General features: G+C 66.1%; 23 protein-coding genes. 13 read left to right on the top strand and 10 right to left on the bottom strand.

Annotated features, from left to right (window positions below; translation table 11 throughout):
- The first annotated feature begins 24 nt into the window (after nt 1-24).
- The 6 genes from ACQKIE_RS03360 (at nt 25) to ACQKIE_RS03385 (ending at nt 4,071) form a co-directional block, all read left to right on the top strand.
- Nucleotides 25-945, top strand: coding sequence for a PQQ-dependent catabolism-associated beta-propeller protein (locus ACQKIE_RS03360; protein WP_427455761.1), 921 nt, complete (start codon nt 25-27; stop codon nt 943-945).
- Complete coding sequence (locus ACQKIE_RS03365; protein WP_427455762.1) at nt 921-1,739, top strand: substrate-binding domain-containing protein; 819 nt, start codon at nt 921-923, stop codon at nt 1,737-1,739. The genes ACQKIE_RS03360 and ACQKIE_RS03365 overlap by 25 nt, the downstream gene beginning before the upstream one ends.
- A 149-nt stretch (nt 1,740-1,888) precedes the next feature.
- Nucleotides 1,889-2,146 carry a hypothetical protein gene (locus tag ACQKIE_RS03370; RefSeq protein WP_427455764.1) on the top strand — a complete coding sequence of 86 codons (258 nt, stop codon included), beginning with the start codon at nt 1,889-1,891 and terminating at the stop codon, nt 2,144-2,146.
- Between the two features lie 75 nt (nt 2,147-2,221).
- Nucleotides 2,222-2,725 (top strand): ferritin-like domain-containing protein, encoded by a 504-nt coding sequence (locus ACQKIE_RS03375; protein WP_427455766.1) that lies wholly within the window; start codon nt 2,222-2,224, stop codon nt 2,723-2,725.
- A gap of 28 nt (nt 2,726-2,753) precedes the next feature.
- A complete protein-coding gene (locus tag ACQKIE_RS03380) occupies nt 2,754-3,743 on the top strand; it encodes a chemotaxis protein CheB (protein ID WP_427455768.1) in 990 nt (329 codons plus the stop codon).
- A 19-nt stretch (nt 3,744-3,762) separates the two neighbouring features.
- Nucleotides 3,763-4,071 (top strand): DUF3247 family protein, encoded by a 309-nt coding sequence (locus ACQKIE_RS03385; protein ID WP_427455770.1) that lies wholly within the window; start codon nt 3,763-3,765, stop codon nt 4,069-4,071.
- Here ACQKIE_RS03385 and ACQKIE_RS03390 read toward each other — a convergent pair.
- Both ACQKIE_RS03390 and ACQKIE_RS03395 read right to left on the bottom strand, forming a co-directional pair.
- Nucleotides 4,068-4,751 (bottom strand): DUF421 domain-containing protein, encoded by a 684-nt coding sequence (locus tag ACQKIE_RS03390; protein ID WP_427455772.1) that lies wholly within the window; start codon nt 4,749-4,751, stop codon nt 4,068-4,070. The two genes, ACQKIE_RS03385 and ACQKIE_RS03390, sit on opposite strands and share 4 nt — an antisense overlap.
- On the bottom strand, nt 4,748-5,437 hold the full coding sequence (locus ACQKIE_RS03395; protein WP_427455774.1) for a YetF domain-containing protein: 690 nt from the start codon (nt 5,435-5,437) through the stop codon (nt 4,748-4,750). The genes ACQKIE_RS03390 and ACQKIE_RS03395 overlap by 4 nt, the downstream gene beginning before the upstream one ends.
- A 221-nt stretch (nt 5,438-5,658) precedes the next feature.
- Here ACQKIE_RS03395 and ACQKIE_RS03400 point away from each other — a divergent pair, with 221 nt between their 5' ends.
- From ACQKIE_RS03400 to ACQKIE_RS03420, 5 genes are all read left to right on the top strand, one after another.
- Complete coding sequence (locus ACQKIE_RS03400; RefSeq protein WP_427455776.1) at nt 5,659-5,784, top strand: hypothetical protein; 126 nt, start codon at nt 5,659-5,661, stop codon at nt 5,782-5,784.
- 48 nt (nt 5,785-5,832) lie between these two features.
- Entirely contained in the window at nt 5,833-7,749 is a 1,917-nt protein-coding gene (locus ACQKIE_RS03405) for a S9 family peptidase (RefSeq protein WP_427455778.1), read from the top strand.
- An 89-nt stretch (nt 7,750-7,838) separates the two neighbouring features.
- Nucleotides 7,839-8,180 (top strand): hypothetical protein, encoded by a 342-nt coding sequence (locus ACQKIE_RS03410; RefSeq protein WP_427455780.1) that lies wholly within the window; start codon nt 7,839-7,841, stop codon nt 8,178-8,180.
- A gap of 53 nt (nt 8,181-8,233) precedes the next feature.
- Nucleotides 8,234-8,797: a DUF4142 domain-containing protein gene (locus ACQKIE_RS03415; RefSeq protein WP_427455782.1), complete on the top strand. Its 564-nt coding sequence runs from the start codon at nt 8,234-8,236 to the stop codon at nt 8,795-8,797.
- Nucleotides 8,798-8,847: 50 nt separating this feature from the next.
- Nucleotides 8,848-9,468, top strand: a complete 621-nt coding sequence (locus tag ACQKIE_RS03420) for a hypothetical protein (protein ID WP_427455784.1) — start codon at nt 8,848-8,850, stop codon at nt 9,466-9,468.
- Between the two features lie 9 nt (nt 9,469-9,477).
- Here the strand turns inward: ACQKIE_RS03420 and ACQKIE_RS03425 are convergent, their stop codons facing one another.
- From ACQKIE_RS03425 to ACQKIE_RS03455, 7 genes are all read right to left on the bottom strand, one after another.
- Nucleotides 9,478-10,338, bottom strand: a complete 861-nt coding sequence (locus ACQKIE_RS03425) for a helix-turn-helix transcriptional regulator (protein ID WP_427455786.1) — start codon at nt 10,336-10,338, stop codon at nt 9,478-9,480.
- A 141-nt stretch (nt 10,339-10,479) separates the two neighbouring features.
- Entirely contained in the window at nt 10,480-10,761 is a 282-nt protein-coding gene (locus tag ACQKIE_RS03430) for an EF-hand domain-containing protein (protein WP_427455788.1), read from the bottom strand.
- Between the two features lie 58 nt (nt 10,762-10,819).
- Nucleotides 10,820-11,374, bottom strand: a complete 555-nt coding sequence (locus tag ACQKIE_RS03435; protein ID WP_427455790.1) for an SCO family protein — start codon at nt 11,372-11,374, stop codon at nt 10,820-10,822.
- The gene (locus ACQKIE_RS03440; protein WP_427455792.1) at nt 11,374-12,504 is read right to left on the bottom strand and encodes a hypothetical protein; all 1,131 of its coding nucleotides are present in this window, start codon (nt 12,502-12,504) and stop codon (nt 11,374-11,376) included. Before ACQKIE_RS03440 ends, ACQKIE_RS03435 begins: the two co-directional genes overlap by 1 nt.
- Nucleotides 12,501-14,042 carry a multicopper oxidase family protein gene (locus ACQKIE_RS03445; RefSeq protein WP_427455794.1) on the bottom strand — a complete coding sequence of 514 codons (1,542 nt, stop codon included), beginning with the start codon at nt 14,040-14,042 and terminating at the stop codon, nt 12,501-12,503. The genes ACQKIE_RS03440 and ACQKIE_RS03445 overlap by 4 nt, the downstream gene beginning before the upstream one ends.
- 138 nt (nt 14,043-14,180) lie before the next feature.
- Entirely contained in the window at nt 14,181-16,784 is a 2,604-nt protein-coding gene (locus ACQKIE_RS03450; RefSeq protein ID WP_427455796.1) for a putative bifunctional diguanylate cyclase/phosphodiesterase, read from the bottom strand.
- A 98-nt stretch (nt 16,785-16,882) separates the two neighbouring features.
- Entirely contained in the window at nt 16,883-18,613 is a 1,731-nt protein-coding gene (locus ACQKIE_RS03455) for an MOSC domain-containing protein (protein WP_427455798.1), read from the bottom strand.
- 232 nt (nt 18,614-18,845) lie between these two features.
- On the opposite strand from ACQKIE_RS03455, the gene ACQKIE_RS03460 reads away from it, so the two are divergent.
- The gene (locus ACQKIE_RS03460; protein ID WP_427455800.1) at nt 18,846-19,973 is read left to right on the top strand and encodes a cytochrome P450; all 1,128 of its coding nucleotides are present in this window, start codon (nt 18,846-18,848) and stop codon (nt 19,971-19,973) included.
- 20 nt (nt 19,974-19,993) lie between these two features.
- Here the strand turns inward: ACQKIE_RS03460 and ACQKIE_RS03465 are convergent, their stop codons facing one another.
- Nucleotides 19,994-20,620 (bottom strand): phosphatase PAP2 family protein, encoded by a 627-nt coding sequence (locus ACQKIE_RS03465; protein ID WP_427455802.1) that lies wholly within the window; start codon nt 20,618-20,620, stop codon nt 19,994-19,996.
- 29 nt (nt 20,621-20,649) lie between these two features.
- Here ACQKIE_RS03465 and ACQKIE_RS03470 point away from each other — a divergent pair, with 29 nt between their 5' ends.
- Nucleotides 20,650-21,087: a low molecular weight protein-tyrosine-phosphatase gene (locus ACQKIE_RS03470; RefSeq protein ID WP_427455804.1), complete on the top strand. Its 438-nt coding sequence runs from the start codon at nt 20,650-20,652 to the stop codon at nt 21,085-21,087.
- The last annotated feature ends 3 nt before the right edge of the window (nt 21,088-21,090 follow it).

Here is a 21,090-nt window from a genome sequence, read left to right on the forward strand (position 1 = left end):
CCGTTGGCGTTATCGCTCCTTTGCATGGCCTCCGCTGCCTTGGCCGACACGGTTTTCGTCTCGGACGAACAGGCGTCGCTCGTGCACGTGCTGGACGGCGGCAACGGACAGGTCACCGGTTCGATTCCGGTCGGACGCCGGCCACGCGGCATGGCGTTCTCGCCCGACCACACGCGCCTCTACGTCGCCGCCGGCGACGACGACCGGATCGACGTCGTCGACACGAAGACCCGGCAGGTGATCGACCGGCTACCGTCGGGCCCGGACCCCGAACGCTTCGCCGTCAGCCCGGACGGAAAACGCCTCTACGTCGCGAACGAGCGCGACAGTGTCGTCTCCTTCGTCGACATTCCCGGCAAGCGCATCGTCGCGACCGTGGAGGTGGGGTCGGAACCGGAAGGCATGGCGGTCAGTCCGGACGGCAAGACGGTGATCTGTACGTCGGAGTCGACCAGCCTCGTGCACTTCATCGACGCGGAAAAGGCCGTACTGGCCGATAGCGTGCTGGTCGGCACGCGACCGCGCGATGCCGCCTTCACGCCGGATGGCCGGCAGCTCCTGGTGAGTTCCGAGGCCCGCGCGACGCTGGCAGTCTTCGACGCGCGGTCGCGGAAGGTCGTGCGGACGATCGACTTCTATCGCGCCGAGGGTGCTCCGGAGAACGTGCAGGCGGTGGGCATTGCCATGGAGCCGACGGGGAAACGTGCGTTCGTGGCCCTCGGGCGCGGCAACCACGCGGCGGAAGTCGACCTCGGCACCGGCGCGATCCTGCACTACTTCCCCGTGGGGCAGCGAAACTGGGGCATTGCGCTATCGGCGGACGGGCAGCGGGTATACGCGGCGAACGGACTGTCCGGGGACCTCACCATCATCCATCGAAAGGACGGCTCGACGCTGTCCGTCAAACTGGGAGGCAAGCCATGGGGCGTCGCCGTCTTGCCCTGAGCCTGTTGGCCGTGTTCGGCCTGTTCGCCAGTGCCTCGGCAGAGGACCTGCGCATCTGCGCCGACCCGAATAACCTGCCGTTTTCGAACGAGCGCCGGGAAGGCTTCGAGAACAAGATCGTGGAGCTGCTGGCGCGGGACATGGGCATGACCCCGCGTTATGTCTGGTGGGCGCAACGCCGCGGCAACCTCCGCAACACGCTGAATGCGAAGGTGTGCGATGTCGTGCCGGGGATCGCCAGTGGCATCGAGATGGCGGCCACCACGCGACCGTACTATCGCTCGACCTACGTCTTCGTGACACGGGCAGGGCGGGGCGCGCCGCTGGAGTCCTTCGACGATCCGCGGCTGGCGCGATGGCTGATCGGCGTGCAGATGATCGGCGACGACGGCGCCAACACGCCGCCCGCCCACGCGCTGTCCCGGCGCGGGCATACGGGCAACATCCGCGGGTACCCCGTTTACGGGAATTACGCCAATCCCAATCCGCCGGCCGCCATCGTCGACGCCGTGGCGCGGGGCGACATCGACGCGGCCGTGGCGTGGGGGCCGATGGCCGGCTACTTCGCAAAACACGAGCCGGTGCAGCTCACGGTCAGGCCGGTATCACCCTGGCTCGACGGCCCGCAGTGGCCGATGGTCTTCGATATCTCCATGGCCGTGCGCAAGGACGACCTGGCACTGCGCCGCCGTCTCGACGAGGCGCTGGAGAAGCGTCGGCCGGAGATCGATCGTCTGCTCCGCGACTACGGCGTCCCCTTGGTGGAGGATCCGACGCAGGCGTCGGTGCCGTGAGCGCGGCATGGCCGGCCCGCCGGCTGCAGGATTTGCAGGCCGCGTTGCAGCCCTTGCATCGCCATCCGCACCGTACGGCCTGAAAAGCCCGCCACGCCACGTCTTCACGCACGCCGGAGCGTTGGCACGGCGTTTGAATGATGGAGGGTATGAACGAAGCACTGCACACCCCCATCATGCTCTACCTCCCCCTCGCCCAGCGGACGAACGCATTCCCCTGGGAGGTCTTCCACGACACCCATCGCATGGGCACGTTCGCGACCCAGGACGAATGTTTTCGCCATGCGCTGCGTCTGGCCGAGAGCATCGGCCGCCGCACGGGACGACGCGTACGCCTGAAGATCGAAGGCGACGACGGTGGCTGGGAAACCGTGGATGCCTTCGTTCCCGAAGGTGTCGAGGCCTGATTCACGCGACCGAGCTGATCGCATGACAACCCGCGCCCTAGCATCGTGGCCTCACGGTTCCCCACGGAGAAGACCATGGCAGTAAAGACCATCGAAGACCTTTTCATCCACGAGCTGTCCGACATCTACAGCGCGGAAAAGCAGCTGACCAAAGCACTACCGAAGCTGGCCCGCGCGGCCCAGGCGCCGGAACTGAAGAAAGCGTTCGAGACCCATCTCGAGGAAACCCAGGGCCAGGTCGAGCGCATCGACCAGATCGTCGAAGCCCTCGGCATCCGCCTGAAGAGGATTAAATGCGCTGCCATGGAGGGCCTGGTCGAAGAGGGCAAGGAAGTGATCGAGGAAATCGAGGCCGGCCCGCTGCGCGACGCGGCGCTGATCGGCGGCGCGCAGAAGGTGGAGCATTACGAGATCGCTTCGTACGGCACGCTTTCCGCGATCGCGAAGCAGCTCGGCTACAAGGACGCGATTCCGCTCCTCCAGGCGACGCTGAAGGAAGAGAAGGCGACCGACGAGAAGCTGACCATGCTCGCCGAGCAGGCGGGCAACCAGCGGGCGGCGGAGAAGTCGGCTGCGTGACGCCATTGCGAACTCACTGGAGTGCAGCATGGATCGTCCACCGCTGGTGGTGATAGGTGCCTCGACCGGAGGTGTCGAGGCACTGTCCCGAGTGTGTGCCGGGCTACCGGCGGATTTTCCGGCGGCGGTCTTCCTGGTGCTCCACGTCGATGCCCATGAGAGCATGCTCCCCGGGATCATCGCGAGGCGGGCGTCGTTGCCGGTAAGCCACGCGCTCCACGGGGAACGCATCGCGGCGGGGCACATTTACGTCGCGCCCCCCGACCTCCACATGCACGTGCAAGGCGACAAGATCGCCCTTGAGCGCGGTCCGAAGGAACACCACACGCGGCCGGCGATCGATCCGTTGTTCCGTAGCGCGGCCGCCAGTGGCGGATCCAAGGTGGCCGCGGTGGTGCTTACGGGTGACCTCAACGATGGGACGCTGGGCCTGCGTTGCGTCAAGCAAGCCGGCGGCGTCGCCATCGTGCAAGACCCCGAAGAAGCCGTCGTTCCCACCATGCCGCTAAGCGCGATGGCCCGTACGAGCGTCGACCTGCGCGCGCCACTCGACGATATTCCGGCCTTCCTGTGCCGCTGGGTGCGAGAACTTTCCGCGCCGCCCGCCGGTCCGGAAGGAGGTCAGTCCATGATTTCCGTGTCAGCTCCTGCGCCGCGGCGTCTCGACGGTCACGAGAACGATCGCACCATTTTCGTCTGCCCTTCCTGCAAGGGCTCGTTACGGCGGGCGGGCGACGGCGACTATCGGTGCTACGTCGGCCATCGGTTCACGCTCGAGACGCTTGCCCATGCCCAGAGCAACGCCACCGACGATAGCTTGTGGTCGGCCTACAGGGCGCTTTGCGAAAAGACCGTCCTGTTGCGGCTACTCGCCGAGGACGCGAAGCGCAAGGGCGCACCCGAGCAAGCCGCGCACTACGAGGAACAGGTGGCCGACACGGAGCAATGCGCCGAAGCCGTGCGCGAGCTGACCCGCCGGGCGGCCGGTGCGCTCAGCGAGGCGGCGGTGCCGCAGTAACGACAGACGAGGTACAACGATGGGACGTATCGCACGCACGGTCTTTAGCGAACCCGCGGACATCCAGCGCATGGAGCGCTGGGTCGAGGAACTGGCGATCAACGCCCGTGTCCGGGTGCACGTGAAGGAAGGCTCGCCGGTCGAAGGGGTCGTGATGGTGACGCCGACCATCCAGGTGTTCAAGGATGCCGACGACATCGAGGGCATCAACGGTACCGTCAAGCTCGAAGATCCGCAGCAGCCGGGATGGAGCGGGCTCGTGTGGCTTGGCGATATCGTGCGCGTGGAACAGCTGGACTCGGTGACGATGGGTGCGACGAGGGCCTAGGCCTCCTGCTCGGCGGGAAGGCAGGCCGCGACCGTCTTCCGCTCCGCGCAGCGGGAGCACGCGTCCTGGTCTTCGCCATGGGGCGCTCCGCAGCGCCAGCAGACGCGGAGATCGCCACCGCGCCGCACTCGCCAACCGGGGTCGCCGTCTTCCGGGCTGATCGACAGTCCCGGCCGTGGTCGTTTGTAGAAAACGAGGGACAGGCCTCCCGCAGGCTCCACATACACCCGCCGCAGTTCGCCCAACTCCCTCACGCCTTTCGCGCGCAGCTCCGACAACAGCATCTCCCGTGAGATCTTGGTCTGGTCCAGCCGCTCGAGATCGAGCCTGCCGTCCTCGACCAGGACGACCGCGTCACCGTGCACGGTGGTCTCCACCTTGCTCGAACGATACGACCACCAGGACAAGCCGCGCTGCAGGCCAGCGACGGTGGTCAGGACGACCAGCGCCGGCAGGATGCCTTCCGTCGGCATCTGGATAGGCGCGCTGATCGCCGCGCCGAGCATCAGGATGACGGCCAGTTCCGCGATGCCTAGCTTGGCGGCCATGCGCTTGCCCATCGCCCGCATGGCGACGAGGAGGAAGAGGTAGACGATGAGCGCGCGGTAGACCACCTCGACGAGGAAAAGCCACGGCGAGTCGCCCACCAGGAGTCGCTGGAACCACTCGGCCGGGCTCATGCATCGTCCTCCGGTGCAAGCACGCCGGCGCGCGCGTCGACAGCACCGCAGTGGTCGCAGGCCTTGCGATCCTCGGCGAACGGCGCGCCACAGCGCATGCATATGTGGCCGTCTTTACGCATGAGCGCCGACATGGACCCATCGGAGGACGGAACGAGGGTCAAACCGGGCCTGGCCTCGGCCCGCGTGACGATCGTGAAGTTGCCGGACGGCTCGATGTACACCCGCGCCACTTCGCCCAGGTTGAGGTGTCCCGCCATGCGTACCTGGCTGAAGATGGTTTCCCGCGACACGGCGTTCGTCTCCATCGCGTCGAGCTCGAGCGTACCGTCTCGCACAACGACGCAGGTATCCGAGGAGACGAGGGTTTGGAAGCGGCGATTCCTGAAACCCACGTTTGCAATGAGGCGCTGCGCCGCCACAAGGGTAGCCACGAGGACGAAGGCCGGCAGCAGGCCGCGGTCGGCGCTCAGTAGCGGCACACCGATGGCCGCCGCTATGACGACGGTCACGGACATCTCGAGGAGCGTGAACTGGCCCGTGACTCGCGCGCCGAGGAGACGCATCACCCCGACCACACCGACATAGGTGAGGGTGGCGCGGAGGAAGACCTCGGCGAGATACGCAGGGGACGATTGCCCGAATAGGAGCCGATGAAGATCGGCAAGGTGGAATGTAGCGTCCATGGCCGTGTTTTCCGTCCCGCGTTGTCATTCCAGAAGACACGTTGCGTGAAGCGGGGTTGACGTATACGCGGCGAATCACCTGAAAACGTGGCTGGAAAACACCAATGTGAAGACGTTTCGCAATGTGAAAGAGGGCAGGTGTCGGCTCCATCGACGCATCACGGCGTACATCCGAAAGTCCCCACGCCAGCACGCCGCTGGCTCGAGCGAGGAGACGGGTCATGGCCAACAACAACGAAAACAAACAGAACGAGAACCAGCAGAACAAGAACCAGCAGAACAAGCAGAACGAGAACAAGCAGAACGAAAACAAGCAAAACCGCAACAACGAGAACCAGCGTCGCTGAGGCCTTCGGCGCCCGGTTCGCCGGGCGCCCTTTCTCCGGAGGACATCCATGGCGTCGTTTTCGGCTGCCGATATTTACGCGTTGCGTGATCTCCTCTCGCTCAAGGGTTCGGTCTTCCATCGGACAGCTGCCTTCGTGGTGTCGCAAGCCGACCGCGAAAGCGACAGCTACCGCTCGAGCGTATGGCTCTTGGAAGGAGACGGTCCGGCGCGGCCGGTTACTTCCCCCGAGTTCGCCGCGAGCAGTCCTTGCATCGACGGCAGCGGCTCACGACTCGCCTTTCTCTCGTCGCGCGGTGGCGAGGGGAAGCGTGTCCACCTGCTCGACCTGGACGGTGGGGAGGCGCGACCCTGCGGGCGACCGGAGCACCCTATACAAACGATCGAGGGTTGGTCTCCGGACGGCGATCGGCTCCTCCTTACCGTGAGCGCCCCTTGGTCGGAAGACGACCTCGACAATCCGGACGCGAAGCAGCGACCGGTGGTGGTGCGCTTCCTGCCTTACAAGCTCGATGGTTCAGGCCCAACGGTCGGCCATCGTACGCACCTGGTGGCACTGGACACCCGCGATGGCAGCTCGCACGTGCTGGCGGGTGGCGACGTCGAGATCGGCAGCGCCGCGTGGTCGCCCGACGGCCGCCAGGTCGCCTACATCCGCGACCGCCGTGGCCGCCAGCGCCATCGCAAGGATCTCTACGTCGTCGACGCCGATGGCGGCGGTGAGCGACAGCTGACCCACGATCTTACGTCGGTGCTCGGATTGCGCTGGTCACCCGACGGCAAGACGATCGCGGTGGCTGGCAGCGAAATCGAAGGCGAGGCGGTGAGTTTCCTTTGGTTGGTGGACGTCGCCAGCGGCGAGGTCCGCAAGGCGGTCGACGACGAACTGGAGATCCTCGGCTCGAGCATCACCTGGTCCGCCGATGGGAGCCGCATGGCCGTCATCGCGGAACGGCACGGAAGGGCGACGCCCGCGGTGGTCGATGTCGCGTCGCGTACGTGCACGGTGCACCGCGGTAACCTTCGCCAGGCGTCCGCGCTGGCGGCATGGGGTGACCGGCTGCTGTTCATCGCGGCGACCATGCGCCGCCCCCCCGAACTGTTTTCCTGCACGTGGGACGGAAGCGACGAGCGTCGCCACACACGGTTGAACGCCTGGTTCCGCGAACGGCCACGCCCGCGGGTGAGCCTGCGGCGCATGCGCGTTCCCGATGGTGAAGGCGGCCAGGAGAGCATCGACGTGTGGCTGCTGAAACCGCCGCGCGGCGACGGCCCTTGGCCCACGTTGCTGTACATGCACGGCGGGCCGGAAAGTTTCGTGCTGGTCGACCAGGGCCGGCAGATGTACTGGTACGAACTGTGCGAAAAGGGTTGGTTGATCGTGGCACCGAACGCGGTGGGCTCGAGCAGCTACGGCGCGGCTTTCGCGCGCCGACTACGTGGTCACTGGGGTGAGCGCGACCTCCCGCAGTTCCTGGCGGTGCTCGACACCCTTCGCGAGGAAGGCCTCGTCGGCGACCGTATCGGCTGCGGCGGCAAGTCGTACGGTGGCTTCCTTTCCGCCTGGGCCCTCGGACATACCGATCGCTTTACGGCGGGCCTTATCAGCGCCCCGGTCGCGAACGTGCTTTCGCACCTGGGCACGTCGGACACAGGCTTCTACGTGACGCCATACGCCATGGACGCGGAGCCGACGGAAGACGCGAAAGCGTACAAGCAGCTTTCCCCACTGGTGGCGTTCGACAAACTCAACGCGCCGACGTTGTTCCTGCATGGGCAGGAGGACGCGCGCTGTCCGTTGGGGCAGACCGAAGAACTGTTCACCCGTGCGGTGCGACGGTCCGAGGCGGAGGTGACGATGGTGGTTTATCCCGGCGGGTCGCACACGATGTCGTCGAGCGGCCAACCGAGCCACCGTGAAGATTACAACCGCCGCTGTGCACGGTGGCTCCTGGAAAAGGCATGAACGGGTATCGGACTAGTGAAGAGCCGCCGGCCTCTCCGCCGACGCTTCGGTCACGCCACGCGCGGCACGCTGCCCTGGAGGTGACCGCCATGATTCCCATGATGCTTTTCCTGCTTGGAGCAAGCGGATCGCTGCCTCCCCAAGAGGCGGCACATCCTGCCCAAGCCACGACCACGGCAGCCAGCGATCAGTCGGTGAATGGCGGCGCGAAACAGCGCGTCGACACGTCGGCACCACGGACGACGGAAAAAAGGGAGCACTGGTCGGATGGCATGAACACGAAACGCTCGCCCGATCCGCGCAAGCGCGACGAGTACGGTGCGCCCAAGGTGACACCCCCCCAAGGTCAGGGCACCGACAATCCGGGTGGGATACCCGAACCACGCAAACATCCACCGCGGCCGAAGACCGGCGGTGGGCAGGACGGATGACCCTTCCGTCACAAGGCCGCTTTCCGTTTCTCCACCCACGCAAGGGAATACCGATGAAGAAGAATCTGTCGTCCTGCCTTCTCTCCGCCGTGATCGTGGCGGCCTCCTTCGGGGGCATCGCCTCGGCGCAGACCAACCCGTCCGCGCAATCCGATCGTGCCGCGTCGCCCACGGCATCCGCAAGATCGGATGCGCCCGATGCGAAGTTCGTCGTGACGGCGAGCGCAGCAGGCATGGCCGAGGTGGCACTGGGCAAGCTCGGCGCGGCTCAGGGTGGCTCGTCCGAGGTCAAGGCATTCGGCCAGCAGATGGTGACCGACCACACGAAGGCGAACGATGAGCTGAAGTCGATCGCTTCCGCGAAGGGCCTTCCCCTTGCGCCCACTCCTCCGCCGAGCGATACCAAGGCTGCCGCGATCATGAGCAAGAAGTCGGGCGCGGAATTCGATGCCGACTTCAAGACGCGCATGGTCGCCGATCACAAGAAGGTCGTGACCCTCTTCGAGAAAGAGGCAAAGAGTGGGGACGATCCGGAGCTGAAGGCATTTGCCTCCAAGACCCTGCCGATCCTGCAGCACCATCTGGAGATGGCGCAGCAGCTGCCGGCAGGAAAGTAAGGTCCGGCGGTGCGTAGGCTGACGGGTGCCGTCATGGGAGCCGCCGGCCCATGAGCCTGCCGGTCTACCGGTTTTTTCGCAGCGCGGACCATGCAGACGCATTCGCACGTGGCGAGGTGCTGCTCAGCACGCTCGCCACGTGCCGCGACTACACCGACCCCGAGCGGGGCGATCCTGGCGAGGCTTTCCATGGTTTCGACGTGGACTGTCCCTATCCGCCGTCCGAAACGGAGCTGGTGGCGATGGCGCGGGCGCTGGCTCCGGATATCGCGGGCGCCCACGTGGCGAACGGGGAGGGCATGGCGATCGCGCAGATACGCGATGCATACCTGGTGTCGACATCGGCGGAGTGCGACCCCGATACCATGCGTGTCCCATTCGGCGCCTACTGTGTCGAAGTCCGCGATGCCAAGGCGTTCTTCGAGGGCGTGACGGAGGCGCTGGCTGCCCGGCTGCCGCTCCTGGACGCGCGCTGGGGCCCCGTGCACTATCGCGAGCGCATCGATCTCCACGCGGCGACGCCGCCCGAGGAAATCGGTTTCATCAAGCCACGCCGTTACGAGCGACAGCAGGAGGTGCGCTTCCTTTGGACCGTGGACCGGGACGGCCTTCTGCTGCCCCTGACCCTGGATATCCCGCTGGTGTCGCGGTTGTCCAGGCGTTTGCTTTAGAAGCTCGGCCTAATCCTGTAGCCGCTCCCGCCACGAGTGTGGCGTCCGCCCACCGAAGCGCTTGAAGACCGTCGTGAAGTGCGCCTGCGTGCGGAACCCGACATCGAGCGCAATGTCGACGAGTGTTCGGTCCCTGTCGTCGATCAGTTGTTTCGCGCGCTCGACGCGGCACAGTTGCAGGTATTCGTGTGGCTTATGGCCGGTCGCGGCACGAAACTGGGCGGCAAAGTGCATGGGCGACAAGCCGGCGGCGCGAGCGATATCGGCGAGGGTGATCGGCTTGCCGAGATTGGTCTCCACGAACGTCGTGACGCGTTGCAGGCGCCATCCTTGGATCGTGATCTTCCGCCTCCTGTTTTGCATCGGCTCGGCCGAGGTGCGCAGGTGGAGCAAGCGGGCGAGGATCGCCTTGCCAAGCGCCTCGGTACACCCCGCCATGCGACCGGCGGCATGTGCGGCGATGATGGCTCGCCCCATCATCACGATGGCTTCGTCGCGATACAAGCCGGCAATGGACATGCCTTCGGCGAGCGCAAGGCCGCCATGCTCGGCGAGGAATGCATTGCGCATGTTCAGGTGCAGGACGTCCGCCGGTTCGAAAAAGTCGGCTGAAACCTTTTGCCGGGGCGATGTAACGAGGATGCAACAGGTGGGCAGGCGACCGGAATGGACCACCACATCGTCGACGTGGAGGATGGCGCGCGTGGCGCGCAGGTAGACGGCGAGGATGTGCGTGTCCGTGGGGGTGACCGCGTGAAGGCCGCCGACGGGAAGCGAGGTCCAGCGCGAGGCGATGACCCGATCGGGACAGCCTTCCGCCACCGCAGGTATGCGCCATGCCGATTCACGGTGAATGACGGGCGGCGTCACGGATCGTTGTTCCCTGGCCTGACGGGCCGATCCTAGGCGCCTTCCGCCCGCCCCCGCAAGTAGTTGCGAACCCGCTTGCCGATTAGGCGCATGGGCGCGACCACGCCGGCGGCAGTGCCGGCGTGGTCGCGCGTTTCGTTCTCAGTCCTTCGGAAGGGTCATGAACGCCTCGTACTCGTGCTGGTTGATATTGCCGTCGTGGTCCATGTCCGCGTCCTCCCAGTGTTCCTTCAGGTCGGTCAGCGCGGGATACTTTTTCTCGAGCTTCGGCGTGACCTCGTCGCGCGCGAGCATCTTGTCCCCGCCGGATATCGAGTCGAACGATGGGAACTTCTTGTTTCCATCGGCAGAGGCGACCTGGGCAAACAGCGCGGTGCCGGCGACGGCGACGGCCAGGAGGAGGTAACGGGGTGAGGTAAACATGGACTTCTCCTTTGACGATGAAGCAGGGGGAACCGGCGTTGCCGGCGGTGACGTGGCGCTAGCGACGCGCCTGGAGCGTTTGCGCGATCCGGCTGACTACCTCTTGCTCGGGCAGCTTCCTGCCGTAGTGGGCGAGGAAGCTGCCGTCCGGCCCAATGAGGTAGAGCACAGTGGAATGGTCCAGGAGGTAGCCCGCTTCCGTGGGTACCTTGCGGAAGTAAACGTGGTACGCCTCGGTGACGGTCGCTATCTGCGCCGGTGACCCCGTTAGGCCGACCGCGCTCGGACTGAAGGCGCGTACATAGGCTTTCATCCGTTCCGGCGTATCGCGTTCGGGGTCCACCGTGACGAACACGGGCGTCACCTCGATGCCGGTTTGCGCACGCACGCTTTTCGTCACCGAGGCGATTTTCGCCAGATCCACTGGGCAGATGTCCGGACAGGAGGTGAAACCGAAATACATGAGCAAGGGCCTGCCGCGATACGTACGCTCGGTGACGGCACGTCCGTCCTGGTCCACGAGTTGGAAAGGGCCCCCAACGGACGCGGTCGCGGCATGGGCGGCGATCGTCAGGCTCGCCAGCAGACCGATGTGAATGATCCAGCGCATCATCAGAAGGCTCCGTTGAGCACGATCTGCAGGCCGAACAGGCCCGACGTCTGCCCGCCTTGTCGCGCGCGACCTCCGGACAGGCCGAGGTCGATCAGGCCGGTCAGGTGGTAGACCACGCTGGCTTCGCTCAGGTACTCGTTGCTGAGTGGCTGGCCGGCCGGTGAGATACGCCGGTTGGTATGCGTCAAGCCCCAGGCAAAACGTCCAGTGTCCAGTGTCAGCGACGTGGTGAGGTATGCCGTGTCGTAGCCCGGCACGCCGTTCTCGTTCTGCACCCGTGCATACTCGACGAACGGCACGAGGTCCACGTAGCGACCCGACAAGGTCGGCGCCAGCAGCGTCGTCGGTTCGAAAGGAATGAGATACCGTACCGACGTGACCCAGGCGCGCTCGTCCGCCGCCGTCGGGAAGGCCGCATTGGTCTCGCCCTTGTGGTTCGACATGTAACCGAGCTGCATCTCCAGGTACGGCAGTGCCGCGGGTGCGCGCCAGTCCAGCACGGCCGTCACGTTGTTAGGCTTACCGGTGTTCGTGGCGCCCCCGTCCGAGCGCCGCGCCTGCGTGGAGGGTCGGAAGAAGGCACGGCTCAGCACCGAGGTATCGGCCGCGTATACGGCCACGCTTGGCGCGAAGGTGCCCATGGCATCCGTATAAAAGCGCCGCTGGTACGTCGCGCCAATCAGTCCACCCAACGCATAAGGCGATACGAAATCGGATGTATACAAGCCGGGTGCGCTGCCCTGTGCACGCCCGAACGGGAGATCGATCTTGCCGATGCGCCAGGTGTCCACCTCGCCCTGGTGGTACCAGTTGAGGTCGGTTACGTTGAGGCCGGTACCACCGAGCCAACGGCGCTGGCCGGGCCGCGCCGTGGTTACCGGGCTGATCTCCGTGCCGAGGAAGATCTCGTTGTCCGGGTCGAAGCGGAAATGCAGCGTGTTGGTGATGTCGAAGTACCCGTTGGTCGTGACGGTGTGCGGTTGCCCGCGCACGTCGAGGCCGCTGAAGTCGTACTGGATGGCGGTGCCGTAATCGATGCCGAAGCCCGGATAACGACCGGTGTCGGCGCTAGCGACGCCTGCGAGGGCCAACGCGCAGACGGCGGGGAGGACGGCGTGGCGCCGCGTCACGGGGCACCGCCCAGGGGCCGGGGCGACGGTGCGCTCTCGTCGAGTGCCGTGCGTCCCGTGTTGCGCAGGTAAACGCAGGATTGGTTGTCGCCATAGATGCCGCCCAGCGGTTCCAGCGTCACGGCCTGGTCGTAGTCCCCAGGGCGGACGACCTGGATCACCTGCATCATGCCGCCGTCTTCATGTTCCATGATGTGGCAGTGGTAGACGAACTTGCCGAGGATCACGGGATCGGTAAACGGGATGCGCAAGGTGATCGAACCGAGGGCGGGAATGAACACGTTGTCGCGATACCCCACGAAGTCGACCGCCTTGCCGTTGATCTTCGTCACCTGGAAATCGAGCTGGTGGATGTGGAACTGGTGCAGCTCCTGGCTGGGATTGAAGAGCGTCCACTCTTCGACGTCGCCTAGCTTGACGGTGGTGTCCACGCGCTCCGGGTCGAAGCGGCGGCCGTTGATGAAGAAGGCGTTCGGATCGTCCTCGGAATCCTGGAAGACGAAGCGGCGGCGCACGGCGACGGGTTCGCGTGTCAGGTCGCGTGCCTGCGGATAAGCGCTCGTGATCTTCACGGTCGGCATCGCCGCGCCCTCGGAAACGAGCGTGCCGAGGACGACGCCGGCGTAGCTGTCGCCGGCCGGACCCGTGTTGGCCCGGCCCAGGGCCAACGGATAACGCCCGGCGACCGGTCCGACGACGAGCGCGCTGACGCGCGCGGAGGGACCGATCAGCAACTCGTCGGCGACGACATCCTTGACCACGGTATCGGCATCCTGGGAAATAACCTGCACGCGCAGGCCGTCGAGCCGTATGCGGAAGTACTGGTTGGCATCGACGTTGAGCAGGTGCCACAGCTGCGTCTCGCCGGGGCGGATGTGGATGTCGGGCTGGTATTGGCCGTTGATGGTGCGGATGGAGGGCGCGCCGGTGACGATCTCGCTGGCGAGCCGTCCGGTGAACGTCTTCTGGAAGTTGCGCAGCACGAGCACGCGCTCTCGCACGTCGCGCAACTCCGGGAACTGGTCCTTCAGACCGTCCACGAGGATGGGTCCGGAGATGCCGCCGGAGACCTGACGCTCGGCGCCCTTGTTGAAATGGCTGTGATACCAGTAGGGGCCGGGCGAATGTTCGGTGGGCAGGCGCAGTACGTACTGGCCTTTCGTATGCGGATCGGTGAGGCGGAAGATGCTGTCGCCCTCGTCCAGCGGCGACACCTGCATGCCGTGGAAGTGGAGGTTGGTCAGCTCGTCCATCCGGTTGTCCAGGGTGAGCCGGATCGTCCCGCCGGGCCGGGTGCGAATGACGGGCGCGTCGTAGTCGCCGTTGAAGACCAGCGATTCGTAAGGCGTGTTTCCGACCATCACCTTCGACAGGGCGGCCGTGAGGGTGACCGTCGTGATGCCGTCGGCGCCATAGGTGAATTCCTTCGGCTCGCGCAGGTCGTCCGTGGTCGTTTCAGCGTAGGCCGCATCGGCGGCGAGGAACGCCAGCGCGACACCGAGGCACCAGCGCGAAGCCCTCGGCGTGTGCGATGTCATGCTCGCTCCTGGGAAAGGGGCCGGCCCGATCTGGCGGCGAAAGCCATCGTCTGCCTTGGGCGGCGTCCGGTCTTTCCGTTAAGCAGGGTCCCTTTCCAATTCGAACGCCGGCGCGGCGGCGTTCGATTCGACAATCGGCTACGAGTCCATGGCCGCGCGTGGGGCCGGCTGCCTGGCGACGAGATAACCGAGCAGGTCGGCGAGCGGCATCGGCGCGACCACGTGGTAACCCTGGATCTGGTCACAGCCGTTCTCGCGCAGCCAGGCGTACTGACCATCGCGCTCGACGCCCTCGGCGACCACGGCCATGTCCAGCGTATGGGCGAGGGCGATGATGGAGCGGCATATCGAGGCCGCCCGCTCGTCCGTATCGACGTCGACCACGAAGGACCGGTCGATCTTCAGCGAGTCGATGGGCAGGTCGCGGAGGTAGGCCATGCTCGAGAAGCCGGTGCCGAAATCGTCCAGCGACACGTGCGTTCCCTGCACCCGCAGGGCTTGCAGGGCCGGCACGGCACGCTGCTGCTCCATCAGGCTGCTTTCCGTCAGTTCGACCTGAAGGGAGTCGGTCGGCAATCCGTGGGCGACCGTGGCGTCACGCACCTGGGCGGCCACATCGCCGCGTTGGAACTGTACGGCGGACACATTGACGGCGACTGGCAATGCTTTGTATCCCGCCGCGGCGAGCGCCAGGCAGGCGCGTGCCGCGGCGTCGAGGGTCCATTGGCCCAGGGGCAGGATGAGCCCCGTCTCTTCACACAGGGGGATGAAGACGCCGGGAGGGATGAACGTGCCATCGGGCTGGGGCCAGCGGACCAGGGCTTCCAGCTTGCATACCGCGCCGCTGGCAGCCTGCACGATGGGCTGGAAATACATCACCAGCTCGCCCGATTCGATCGCCTGCCTCATGCGCGACGCCATCGTCAGGCGCTCGACGGAGCGCCTCGCCATCGCCGGTTCGAAGACCTGGAGCGGATTGGCGTCGCTGCTGCGGGCATGCGCGGCCAGGGCCGCGCCGGCGATGACCTGGCCGGCACGCCGGCCGTCGACAGGATGCGAGGCGGTACCGAGTTGTGGGTCCAACGTATGGAAGGTGTCGTTCACGGCGACCGGCTCGCTCACCGCCGCCAACAGCTTGGCGACGATATCGTCGCGGTGCGCCGGGTCGCTGATGGCCACCATGAAGCGTTCGCCAGGGCGGTGCGCGACCATGCCGTACGAACTGCCGATGGCGCTGAAGCGCGCGGCGACCTGGCGCAGGACCTTGCGCCCCACCTCGAGGCCGAAGGTGTCGCTCACGCGGTCCATGCCCCTGAGGTGGATATAGATGACTTCGTACCACGCGTCCTCGCCGAGACCGTGGTCGAGGTACTCCACCAGGGACTCGGTATTCGGCAGGCCCGTGGCGACGTCGTGGGTGGCGCGATAGGTGAGGGCGCGCTCGGAACGCAGTCGCTCGGTCACGTCTTCGGCAAGCACGAGCCGGCCTTCGTGCCCCGCGAAGTCGATGGTCGCGGCGTGGACCTTCACGTCCAGCGTGCTGCCGTCCTTGCGGCGATGCACCCACACCTTGTGGGGATCGATATCGTCGGGCGGAAAAGGCGACGCCAGGAGTCGTTCCACCGTGGCGGCGTCCTGGGTCGACCGGATGTCCGTGATCCGCATCGACAGGAATTCCTCGCGCGAATACCCGTAGTTGCGGACGGCGGCTTCGTTTACTTCGAGGAAGGCGAGGGTCTTGGTGTCGAACACCCAGAACGGCACAGGGTTCTTGTCGAAGGTCATGCGAAATCGCTGCTCGGCTTGCGCGAGTTGCGCCTGGATGCGCAGGCGTTCCGACATCACCTGGAGCTGTGTCCGCTCGCCGGCCACCAAGCGCCGGTACAGGTAAAGGAAGCCGACGCAGTACACCAGGTAAAGCAGCGAACTGGCGAATGCGAAGCGATACCATGGCCCGAGAATGCTTCCGGCCGCGACCCCCACGCCTACCCAGAACGGGTAGTCTCCGGGGCCGTTCACCGCGACCATGCGATCGATGCCGTCGATTCGGCTAACGCGACGGTCGGTGCCGGGATCGAAGGGTTCGAAGAGGTTGTCGACCGAATCGCCGACGACACCGGGCGCGTTGCCGGAACGCGCGATGATCTTCCCGTAGCGGTCGGTGATCGCGGCGGCGCCGCGGTGGCCCGAGCGGAGGTGTTCGGCGATGTCCTGCAGCTGGGCCTGCTTCAACCGTGCGAGCACCCAGCGATCGGCGCCGGCCGGCACGGCCATCGGGAGGACCCACTCTCCCTGCCTGGACTCCAGGGGACCCAGGCGAAGCGTGGCCTTGTTCCGGAGATCGCTCACCCAGGTCGGAAGCGTCGGATCGCCATCGCCCTTGGTGATCGGGTCGCCCTTTGCATCCACCAGCAAGAGATCCGCGATCTCGCCCTTCCGCCGACTGGCGACACCGGCCATGTTTTCGGAAATGAGCTCCGGTGCCCGGACAGGCACGGAGGCGAGCAGCTGGCTGCTGTCGCTCGCGACCCCTTCCATCGCCCTCTGCAGGTTGCGTAGCTGCAGGTTCAGCAGGCGCTGGCCGCTCTCGGCGAAGGCTTGGTTCTGCAACCGTGCCGATTCGACGCGACGGTCGTAGTCGGTCCTGAGCACGAAGGCGAGCCCGACGCCGAGGATCAACGCCAGCACACCACCGACCATGCGGACCAGCCGCGCGGAACGATACTGTGCTGCTTCAGGCATGGATGCTCGCTGGCGACGGTGACCGGCTCACCTCGGTCGAACCTAGCAACCTCGTTCGTCCCCGGCAAGCCGCCGTTCGTCACGTTATCGTGAAGCCGCTACAGGTCGAGCGACACCGGCCCGCGAGGCACCGAGCAGCAAATGAGCACATCGCCGGCCGCCGGTGGCGTGAGCGGATCCGGCGCATAGGCGACCGAGCCGTCCACCAGGCCGCATTGGCACGTGTGGCACACGCCCGTGCGGCACGACCAGCGCACCGATACGTCGCATGCCTCCGCAAGTTCCAGCAGCGAGGCGTAACGACGATCCCATGGCACGCTCAAGCCACTGCGCCCGAAGGTCACGATGGGGCCGGACCCCGGCGTCGCTGGCAGATGCGGCGCCCGCGTGCCGGCACCGGTGATGCCGGGCGTGATGGATGACTCCGGCCCGAAGGCCTCGCTGTGCACGTGGTCGTCGGCGACACCGATGTCCTTGAGGTCGGTGAGCACCTGGCGCATGAAGGCATCGGGCCCGCAGAGGTAGTAGTGCGCACCGGGCGGCAGGCCCAGGCCTTCCAGCCGCTCCCGGTCGATCCTCCCCGCGACGTCGTAGTCGCGACCGGCCACGTCGCTCTCGGCGGGACGACTGTAAAAGACGATGGCGCGCGAACCGGGCAGCTTCGCGAGCGCCGCGCGTACCTCGCCGGTGAACACGTCCTCGCTTCCCCGGCGTGCGCAATGGATCCACCACACCGTGCGCGGGGACGGTTCCCCCGAAAGCGCTCCCAGCATCGCCAGGAGCGGCGTGATACCGATGCCCGCGCTTACGAGGATCACGGGCGAGCTATTCGTCGACACCGTGAAGTCGCCGCGCGGCGCACCCGCCTCCATGCGCTGGCCCGCGGCGACATGGTCGTGGAGGAAGCGGCTTCCTTCGCCTTCCGCGCGTTTGACACTGATGCGATAGCTTCGCCCTGGAACGTAACCCGAGATCGAGTAGCTGCGCAGTAGCGGTGGGGCATCGGTCCCCCGGTCGATCCTGAGCGGGAGGTACTGCCCGGGGAGGGGTGGTGGCAGCGGCGAGCTGTCGGCAGGGGTGAGTACGAACGATCGCACCGTGTCGCTTTCCTTGTGGATGCTCTCCACGACCAGGTCGCGATAACCGGTCCAGGCGAGCGCAGGACGCGCGGCGGCCGCTGGACGTCCTTCCTCGTCGAGCATCTGCGCGAACGACTGTCTCCAGCCAGGGCTCAGCGCGGGAATCCGCAGCGCGCGCTCGAGCGTGTCGCGCGCATGGCCGGGTAGGTAGAGCAGGGCGTCCACGTCGGCGACTGTGAGATCTTCGGGTCCCTGCGCGATGCGCTCGATCATGTCGCCCGCGCCGATCTCTCCTTCCTCGATGACACGAAAGTAAAATCCCGGGCGGTGGTGCGCGACGAGCAGCGAGGCCATCTGTGGCTGGCGCATGCGAATGCCGACGCGATAGCACGTGACGCGAGGCTGGGTGACTTCGAAGACGGCGCCGCCGATCCGATAGCGGTCACCGATACGGACTTCGGCATCCGGCAGGCCGTCGATGGTCAGGTTTTCACCGAAGCTGCCGTATTCCAGCGTCGGCCGGCCGAGGAAGGCCTCCCAGTATCGATAGGAGTCGGCCTGGTAGACCATCACGGCGCGATTGGGGCCGCCGTGGCCGGCGGTGTCGGCCTGGCCGTCGCCGTCGATGTTGAGCGTGCGGGCCATGACGCGGCCTGGCACGGGCGACTTGAAAATACCCGTGCGCACGACGCGGCCTTCCCAGTCCACCTCCCGCGGCAGGCCCACATTGACCGAGAGCACGGTTGCCATGTCAGTCCTCCACTGCCGGGGCAGTATACGACCGGGTCGTCCGGTCAGCGATGTGAAGCGGTGGCTTTCGCCCGCCCGCATGTCCTGCACGGGTCAGGGGCGAAGGTCTGACCGTCCCCTCATCACGGATTGGCCATGACCGGACTACCGCACACGCGTTCCTTCGACAGTAGCTCCGACCTTCTGCCGCTGCCGCGAACTCGGAAGCGATGCCTTCCGTACGCGACTGATGATGAAGAAGGTCACTTGCCTCACCGGGGTGGATGCCGCGCGCATGTTCTATACGCCAGGGCGCTTCCATCGGCGCAAGGCGATGCCGCCCACAGCGCTGCGACTGCTCACCGACAAGGGAAGCGTGCAGCAGCTGGAGGGAACGGCGCATCGCGCGCGAAAGCAGATGTTCATGGGCCTCCTTCTCGCGCCCTCGCTCGAGGCGCTGTTGGCAACGGTCACGCAAGTCCTGGGGCAACGCATGCACGCGTGGGTACCTGGCGAGGCTGTCGTCGTGCAGGCCGAGATGGAACAGGTGCTCGGTCGTGCCGCGATGGCATGGCTCGGACTCGATGTGCCGGATCATGACAAGGATCGCCGGGTGGATGAATTTCGCGCGATGGTCGAGGGCGCGGGAACCCGCCCGTCCTGGGCGCTACGCGGGCTGGCACGGCGATGGCGGACCGAACGGTGGTTGCGCCGGGAAGTCAGGCGCACGCGCGAGCAGCCTCGCCCGGCACGTCCGAAGTCTCCATTGGATACCGTTGCCTGGCACGTCGACGGCGACGGGCGCCTGATCGACGCACGCAGCGCGGCCGTGGAACTCGTGAACCTCGTCCGGCCCATTCTCGCGATCGCCCGGTTCGCGACATTCTCGCTCCTCGCGTTGCACGACCATCCTCGCTGGCGGGAGCGTCTGCGTTTCGCGGACCAGGGCGAAATGCAAGCGTTCGTCCAGGAGGTCCGACGCTTCTATCCCTTCTTTCCCGCCGTCGGTGGGAGGGCCATGGAGGCCTTCCGCTGGCGCGATATCGTCTTCGACCGGGACGACTGGGTGATCCTCGATCTCTACGGTACGAACCACGATCCCCGCGCATGGCCGAAGCCCGATCATTTCGATCCGCTTCGGTTCCTCGTCCGGCCGGACGCGCACGAGAACATCGTCGCGCAGGGCAGTGGGGAGTATCTGGATAGTCATCGCTGCGCAGGCGAGCCGGCGACCATCGCCATCCTCGTGTCGCTGCTCGGCGTGCTCCTGCAAGATGCGACCTGGACGGTCCGCCCCCAGGCGGTGCACGTGCCACTCGATCGCATACCGACCTTGCCCGTGCCGAACCTTGTCCTGACGTCTTTGCGCAACACGCGATAAACGGCGGAGGCCGCCCGTCGCTAGTCCGTCCTGTCCGACCGGGCGTATGCGCCGTCGTGGCCGCTCAACCAGACCGCGATGTCCTGGAGCAGGTGCTGCGAAGGAAAGACACGGCCATAGCAGGCCACGAGGATCATCAGCGCACCGAGGCCAAGCATGACGCTGCGCCGGGTTCGTGGATCGTCCTGTGACGTTTCGGGCGACGTCGGCTCGCGTACGAACCACACGACGATAGCTGTACCCAGGGCGGCGCCTAGCAGTACTTCGGACGGGGTGTGAAAACGCAGGGCGAGCCGGGAGATGGCGACGGCCAGGCCAAGGGCCGCCCCGAGGCCGATCGCCAGCACACGCAGCCATCGGCTACGGCCGTCTGTCAGAAGCGCCCCCAGCGCCGGCCATACGAGGATGGCGAGCGCCGTGTGACCGCTGAACCCGGTGTAGTCGAGGCCGGGCGGCCGCACGCCCCACGCCATGAACAGCAGCTTGGAGAGCATCACCGTTCCGCCACACGCGATGGCGGCGATCAGCCACCGCCACGCGCCGCGTCGACGGGCCGGAGGCAGCAGGAGGCAGATCGCCATCCACGCGATCATCGGCAACAGCAGCGCGCTGTCGCCCAGGGCGGTGATCGCCATCCATGTCGTCACGGGGTTCATTCCTCTATTATCGCCATACCATGTTCCAACGAATCCTGATCGCCTGCGTGGGCAACATCTGTCGAAGCCCCACGGCCGAATACCTGCTTCGCGACCGCCTTGGGCCGGGCCATGCCGCCACGGTGTCGAGTGCCGGCATCGCCGCCGTGGCCGGACATCCCATGGACGAGACGGCCCTGGCGTTGTTGCTCGAGAACGGCGTCGACGGTGGCGCCCACATCGCCCGGCAGCTGGATGCGACGCTGCTGCGCGAGTCCGACCTCGTCCTTGCCATGGAAAAAAGCCACGTCGACGCGATTCGCCGCATGGCGCCGGAAGCCAGTGGCAAGGTGTTCCTCCTGGACAAGTGGGTGGGCGGTCGCGATATCCCGGACCCTTTCCGCCAGCGGCGACCAGCGTACGAACAGGCCTATTCGCTCATCGAGCAGGGCGTGGGCAGCTGGTTGCGCTATCTGTAAAAC

This window comes from Luteibacter sp. NPDC031894, from assembly GCF_050273135.1.
Lineage (GTDB): Bacteria > Pseudomonadota > Gammaproteobacteria > Xanthomonadales > Rhodanobacteraceae > Luteibacter.